The organism is Actinoplanes sp. NPDC026670 (genome assembly GCF_040638175.1).
Taxonomy (GTDB): domain Bacteria; phylum Actinomycetota; class Actinomycetes; order Mycobacteriales; family Micromonosporaceae; genus Actinoplanes.
Genome location: NZ_JBEZXU010000147.1, coordinates 1 through 5,012, shown reverse-complemented (window position 1 = coordinate 5,012; position 5,012 = coordinate 1). Strand labels below are relative to the sequence as shown.

4 protein-coding genes are annotated in these 5,012 nt (G+C 71.4%); 2 read left to right on the top strand and 2 right to left on the bottom strand.

From position 1 onward, the window contains the following. Positions 1–284 precede the first annotated feature (284 nt). Positions 285–1,355: a hypothetical protein gene (locus AB0E94_RS52435; protein WP_360344382.1), complete on the top strand. Its 1,071-nt coding sequence runs from the start codon at positions 285–287 to the stop codon at positions 1,353–1,355. A gap of 30 nt (positions 1,356–1,385) precedes the next feature. Here AB0E94_RS52435 and AB0E94_RS52430 read toward each other — a convergent pair whose 3' ends face one another. Beyond that, a complete protein-coding gene (locus AB0E94_RS52430) occupies positions 1,386–2,249 on the bottom strand; it encodes a TIGR03943 family protein (protein ID WP_360344379.1) in 864 nt (287 codons plus the stop codon). After that, on the bottom strand, positions 2,246–3,244 hold the full coding sequence (locus tag AB0E94_RS52425; RefSeq protein WP_360344376.1) for a permease: 999 nt from the start codon (positions 3,242–3,244) through the stop codon (positions 2,246–2,248). The genes AB0E94_RS52430 and AB0E94_RS52425 overlap by 4 nt, the downstream gene beginning before the upstream one ends. Positions 3,245–3,327: 83 nt before the next feature. On the opposite strand from AB0E94_RS52425, the gene AB0E94_RS52420 reads away from it, so the two are divergent. Beyond that, entirely contained in the window at positions 3,328–4,956 is a 1,629-nt protein-coding gene (locus AB0E94_RS52420; RefSeq protein WP_360344373.1) for a sensor domain-containing diguanylate cyclase, read from the top strand. Positions 4,957–5,012: the final 56 nt, after the last annotated feature.

The following is a 5,012-nucleotide window of genomic DNA, read 5'->3' as shown; positions in this document are numbered from 1 at the left end:
GCCCGTCGCTCGCCGCCCGCGGCCCGTCGCTCGCCGCCCGCGGCCCGTCGCTCGCCGCCCGCGGATCTTGCACGAGTTTTCATCCTCGCGCCGATCTTGCATGCCTTTCCCAATCCCGACCGGAATAAGGCTGCAAGGTCCGTCCGGCGCAGTAGACCTTGCACGACAAACCACGCCCAGACGTGAAAGATCGTGCAAGATCGCCGCGGAGGTGGAGAAACGTGCAAGATCTGCAACGCTGGCCGGGGCCTGATCCTGAAAGGGGGCCGAGCTAGGATCGCCGGATGCCTGAGCGTGCCCCACTGCTGCGTACGCTGGTCGCGCTCGCCGTGACACTGGTCGCGGGGGCGGCCCTGCTGTTCGGGCAGCCGGCCACCTCGGGACCGCCGCAGCCGCTGTCGGTCGGGGCGGCCTGGCCGAACGCCGAGCGCGGCAACAGCCCGTCGCATCTGGCGGACGGGAGCACGTACACCCCGGGTTGGTTCTTCGATGCCCGGACGTCGGCCGGCACCGCCCGGACCGCTGACAACAAGTTCCTGCGCCTGGTCGTCCTGGAGCCGGACAAGACCGAGCGTGAGCTGCGGCGGGTGCCGTCCACCGACCGGGGCCCGTTCTCGGCTCTGACCAGCGAGGGCGACACCCTGGTCTGGGTGGAGACGATCAAGAGCCGGCCGCAGCTGTGGACGGCCGACCTGAAGTCCGGGAAGCCGGCCCACCTGCTCACCGAGGATGTCGGCGCGCTGCGGCTGTACGCCTCCCAGTACGACCTGACCGTCACGAACGGCATCGTGCGATGGACGGCGGCGGCCGGTGACAGCACCGAATTCCGGTCGACGGCGGTGACCGGTGGCCCGGTGACGGTTCAGCGGGTGCCCGGCGACTGGGGTCTGTCGGCCTGGCCGTGGGCGGTCGACGGGCAGACCGCCGCCACCGGCGCGACCACCCTGCACAACCTCACCACCGGCCAGGACGTCAAGGTGCCGGCCGGGCGGCGGGCGGTCACCGCGTGCAGCCCGGCCTGGTGTGAGGTGGTGTCGCTGAACGAGGAGGGCGACACCCGGATCGAGTTGTCGCACGCGGACGGTTCGGCGCGCCGCACCATCGCCGAGGGCACATACCAGACGGTCATCAGTGATGTGGCGGTGCTGGACCGGTTCCAGGTGATCGGCCGGGTCGGTCCGCAGTCGGAGCTCAGCGGCAACCAGGAACTGCTGGTCTACGACCTGACCGACCGGAGCACGGTGCTGATCAGCCCGGACGCGGCCGACATCTCGTACCGGGGCGGGGTGCTGTGGTGGTCGACCGGCGACCGCAGTTCGTACGTGCGCAACTCCCTGGACCTGCGGACGATCTAGAGCGCCGCGGGCGGGTGTCGTCCCCAGTGCTTAGGCGTACGGCTGCTTCGGCTCGTCGATCTCCTGCCACGACCGCACGTCGAGGTAGGCGAGTTGCGCCTGGTTGACCGGGTCGGTGCCGACCTGTGGGCTGTAGACGCCGACGACGTCCACCCAGGCGTCCGGCGGCGCGTCGATCGGGGCGCCCGCGAGACCGATTTTGATCGGCCGGCCGTCGGCGGCGCAGCAGGCCAGCACCATCCGGGCGAGCATCGGCTTGCCGTCCGGCCCCGGGGTGATGAAGCCCCTCAGCTTCACGTTGCGGCCGGTCAGGCTCTTGCCGCCGTCGAAGACCGCGCGACCGGCGTAGTCCATCAGCCCGACCTCGACCGGATCGCCGTCGGGCAGCGGCGGATAGTCGGACGCCGCGGCCGGGCCGACACTGCCGGACTGACCGGCCGCGAACGAGCCCAGCGCCGGTGGGGAGAGCAGCAGCAGGGCCATCACCGGGGCGAGGAGCAGCCAGCCGACCCGCGGCTCATGACTGCCGTGCCCATGACCGTCGTCGTGGCCGTGCTCGTCGTGCGCTGGCCGCGACGAACCGTGCACCGGCTCCGAAGACCCGCGCGCCGCCTCCGAAGCACCGTGGACCAGCTCCGAAGCACCGTGGGCCGCCAGCGAAGAACTGTGGACCGGCTCCGAAGACCCGCGCGCCGGGTCCGATGAACGTGACCGGGCCGCGCGGAGGTCGTACCAGATGGTCATGATCGCAGCGGTGACCAGCAGGATGCCGGCGCCGAGCAGGAAGGGCCGTAGGCCCTCTTTGACGTAACGCAGGAACGTGTCGGTGACGGTGGACCTGATGATCGCCCCGCCGAAGAGCAGCATCACCACCGCCTGGGTGATGCGGGTCATAGCAGCACCGCTCCGAACGCGGTGCCGACCACGATCGCCGCGACGAACGTGGTCGGCGCGAACCGGACCATGAACCGGCGGCCGAACACACCGGCCTGCATCGAGATCAGCTTCAGGTCGACCATCGGGCCGACGACCAGGAAGACCAGGCGCGACGTCAGCGAGAACTGGGTCAGCGAGGCGGCGACGAACGCGTCGGCCTCACTGCAGATCGAGAGGAGTACGGCCAGAGTCGCCAGCACCAGGATCGACACGATCGGGTCGTCGGCGAGTTTCTGCAGCCACGCGCCGGGGACGACGACGTTGATGGTGGCCGCCGCCGCCGCGCCGATGACCAGGAAGCCGCCCGCGTGCATCACGTCGTGCCGGCAGGCCGCCCAGAACGCCCGCGCCTTCGAGGTGTCGTCGAGGTCCGGCCGGTGCGGCAGCTTGATCCACTCGGTCTTGCCGAGGCGCAGCCACAGCCAGCCCATCGCGACCGCGACGACCAGGCTGGCCAGTCCGCGGGCGACCGCCATCTGCGGCTGCCCGGGGAACGCGATCACGGTGGCGGTCAGCACGATCGGGTTGATCGCCGGCGCGGCCAGCAGGAACGCCAGCGCCGCGGCCGGGGTGACCCCGCGGCGGATCAGCGAACCGGCGATCGGGACGCTGCCGCACTCGCAGCCGGGCAGGATGACACCGGCCATGCCCGCGGCCGGGACGGCGAGCGCCGGATGGTTCGGCAGGGCGCGGGCCCAGAAGCTGCGCGGCACGAACACCGCGATCACCGCGGACAGCACCACCCCGAACACCAGGAACGGCACGGCCTGCACCATCACCGAGACGAACACCGTCGTCCAGGTCTGCAACCCCGGCCCGGACAGCCACCCGGCCAGCCGGTTACGCACCAGCAGCAGGAGCACCAGCACCACGGCCAGCCACTCCAGCGACCCGATCTGCCACGAATCGGCTGCCGGCTCGGGGCGGGTCTTCGTGCTCTCGGCGGTACTCACAGGCTGCTCCCCTCGGACCGCGTCACAACCTACCCGCTCCCGAAAGGTTTCAGATCAGCGCCGGGCCGCCGATCTGGAACCACATGGCCGACAAGCAGATGATCAAGCCCGAGGACCTGGACGCCGTTTTCGCGACCCTGGTCGCCCAGCAGCCGGACGCGTTCGTCGCGGCCATCGGCCGGAACGGGCTGTTCACCGCGATGCCGCCGGAGATCGCCGGCACCGGCCTGCGGCCGATCGAGGGCGCGTCGTCCATGCTCGGCCTGGTCGTCACCGACGACCACCGGGTGGTCATCGACACCTGGTCGCAGGCCCTCGTCGAAGGCGCGGCGAGCTGTGTGATCCACCTGACGGCCGCGCCGGACCGGACGGCCCGGATGCATCTGGTCGACCTCAGCCACCGGTACGGCGTGCTGCTCGGCATCATCAGCGGATCCGGTCTCGCCGCCGACCTGACCCTGACCCCGGAGCTCGTCCGGCCACGCATGGTCACCATGGTGAAGAACCCGACGTCGCTGGTCACCGAGGTCGGCCCGGAGATCCTCCCGCTGCTCGGCTGGGCCCCGGACGAACTGGTCGGGCAGCGCACCCTGGAACTCGTGCACCCCGGCGACCAGCAGCGGGCCATCGCCAGCTGGATGGACATGCTCGGCACCCCGAACGGGTCGGCCCGCCGGGTACGGCTGCGGCACCTGCACCGCGACGGGCACACCGTGTGGTTCGAGGTGACCAACCACAATCACCTCGCCGACCCGGACAGTCCCCGGGTGGTCGCCGAGATGCTGGACATCTCCGACGAGATGGCGGCACAGGAGGCGGTCCGGGCCGCCGAGCAGCTGATGCGCCGGCTCACCGAGACGATTCCGCTGGCCATCCTCCAGGTCGGCCCGGACGGCGCGATCACGTTCCTCAACGAGCAGGCCGCCCGGCTGGTGCGGGCCCAGATCGGCGACGACCTCGCCGCGGCGCTCCTGGAACTCGCCGAGCCCGTCGACCGCCGGCAGGCCGGCGCGGCTCTCGAAGGCGTTCTCACCGGCAAGGACACCGATTTCGAGTACGGCCACCGCGAACCCGGAGCGGGCATCCGCCGGATCCGCGCGAACCTGCGGGCGCTGACCGACGACTCCGGGGCGGTGACCGGCGCGATCGTCTGCCTCGCCGACGTCACCGAGGAGGTGCTGCTGCGCGAACGGCTGTGGCGTCAGGCCACCTTCGACGAGCTGACCGGCTGCCACAACCGGGCCGCGACGGTCGCCGCCCTCGAGGACTCCCTCGGCGCCTCCGACCGGCACGCCGGCACCGCGGTGATCTTCCTGGACCTCAATTCCTTCAAACCCATCAACGATCGGTACGGCCACGCCGCCGGCGACCTGCTGCTGAGCCAGGTGGCCACGAGTCTGCGCGGCGCCGTTCCGTCCACCGGCATCGTCGGGCGGATCGGCGGCGACGAGTTCGTGGCCGTGTGCCGCGACGTGACGGGCCGTGAACACGCCGACCGGATCGGCGCCGACCTGCTGGCGGCACTGAGCGCGGCCCGGGTCCGGGTGGACGGGGCGACCCTGGTGCCGCAGGCCAGTCTCGGGGTGGCCTGGTCGCCCTACGGGGAGGGCAATCCGGACGAGTTGATGGCCCAGGCCGACGCGGCCATGTACGCGGTCAAACGAACCCGCGGCGCGTCCCGCCCGGCCGCCCTGACCCCGGCCGGCGCCTGAGCAGCGCGCCGGCCTCAGTCGCCGTCGCCTGCCGCTTACCGCCAGCGCTGGCCGCT